At 47.4% G+C, this 1,690-nt stretch carries 2 protein-coding genes; both read left to right on the forward strand.

Going from position 1 to position 1,690, the window contains the following annotated elements; genetic code table 11:
* Positions 1–531: 531 nt before the first annotated feature.
* The gene (gene arr, locus WBV27_RS10435) at positions 532–924 is read left to right on the forward strand and encodes an NAD(+)--rifampin ADP-ribosyltransferase (RefSeq protein ID WP_424201840.1); all 393 of its coding nucleotides are present in this window, start codon (positions 532–534) and stop codon (positions 922–924) included.
* Between the two features lie 146 nt (positions 925–1,070).
* The coding region (locus tag WBV27_RS10440) for a dihydroxy-acid dehydratase (protein WP_424201838.1) at positions 1,071–1,690 on the forward strand (620 nt) is incomplete at its 3' end.

Here is a 1,690-nt window from a genome sequence, read left to right on the forward strand (position 1 = left end):
TGCACCAAGTATGAAGATGAGGTATACCAGTATGTGTTAAGCAAGCGGGACATAATGCCTAGAACAGCCTTAAGGTATGCGATAGAAAAAATGCCGCCGCCAAGGAAGCTGGAGGCAATGAAAAAAGAAAAGAAAAAGTGAGTATACGGTTCACTAATTGAGAGGTGGAATAAGATGGAGAATCAATTCGATCCCAATAACCAAATCATTCAACTGCTTCTTCAGGGGATGGGCAAGGAAGATGGTGGCAAACCTGAACAGGCAGGCTTGCTGTTTCTTCAAGCCTGGAGTGAAGCGACAGACGACTTTGAAAGATTCATCGCGGCTTATTATGTGGCCCGGCATCAAAAAAATAGTTCAGACAAATTAAAATGGTTCGAGACCTCTTTGCGGTTTGCGCTGAAAGTGAATGATGTTGCGGTTAAGAGTGCTTTCCCATCGTTATATTCGAACATCGGGAAATGCTATGAGGCGTTATCCGTTCCGGACAAAGCAAAAAAGAATCTTGAATTGTCACATTCGTATAAGGGTATGCCGTCTGACCCAGGCCCCTTCTTTCATGGGACAAAAGCAGATCTGCAGGTCGGTGATCTGCTGACAGCACAGGAAGAATCGAATTACAAATACGGGCTTAAAATGAACCACATTTATTTCACGGCCTTGATCAGTGGTGCGGGACTTGCAGCCGCATTGGCGAAAGGTGATGGGCCAGAACGTATTTATATTGTAGAGCCAACAGGGGAATTCGAAAATGACCCGAATGTTACGGACAAGAAATTCCCCGGAAATCTGACGCGTTCCTACCGTTCGCAAGCACCTTTAAAAGTGGTTGGCGAAGCAACGGAGTGGTTACGGCAGACGCCTGAGGACATTCGGCGGTGGCATGAAAAGTTGGCGAATAACAAAGGGGAAATCATTAATTGAGGACTCAACTTTTGCCGCGTAAATATTGAACGTTTTCCGCCATGTCCTGACTTATGGAGGGACCCTGATAGTCTTTTGTGGACAGAAATGTTAAAATTCGATTAATAGTAAGTGCTTGTGCATGAGAATACGGGAGGGGTTTGGGAATGGACAACGGAAAGAACAAAAAAGATTTACGCATCAACAGTTTCGTTTATGATGGGGTCGTGAAATCGCCGAACCGTGCGATGCTGCGCGCGACAGGCATGCATGACGAAGACTTCAAAAAGCCGATGGTCGGGGTGATCAGCACTTGGGCTGAGAACACGCCTTGCAATATCCACTTGAATGATTTGGCTGCAATCGCAAAAAATGGCATCAAGAAGCAGCACGGATGGCCAGTCCAGTTTACGACAGTGACCGTTTCCGATGGCATCGCTATGGGTACGCCGGGAATGAACTATTCGTTGCCTTCGCGCGATCTGATTGCCGATTCGATCGAAATTGCTGTAGGCGGACAAAATCTGGACGCATTCATCAGCATCGGCGGCTGCGATAAGAACATGCCGGGCTCTGTCATCGCGATGGCCAATGCGAACATCCCATCTATTTTTGTCTATGGAGGTACGATCGCTCCAGGAAAAGATGAGGATGGCAACGACATCGATCTCGTCTCTGTTTTTGAAGCCATCGGAAAGTGGAACAATGGTGAAATGACGGAAGAAGAAGTTCGGGCGATCGAATGCAACGCCTGTCCCGGACCAGGGGCTTGCGGCGGGATGTATAC

This window comes from Trichococcus sp., from assembly GCF_049589555.1.
Lineage (GTDB): Bacteria > Bacillota > Bacilli > Lactobacillales > Aerococcaceae > Trichococcus.

What these genes read in the sequence shown, in the direction of transcription:
- arr (WP_424201840.1), top strand. Translation starts at nt 532, where the DNA reads ATGCCGTCTGACCCAGGCCCCTTCTTTCATGGGACAAAAGCAGATCTG.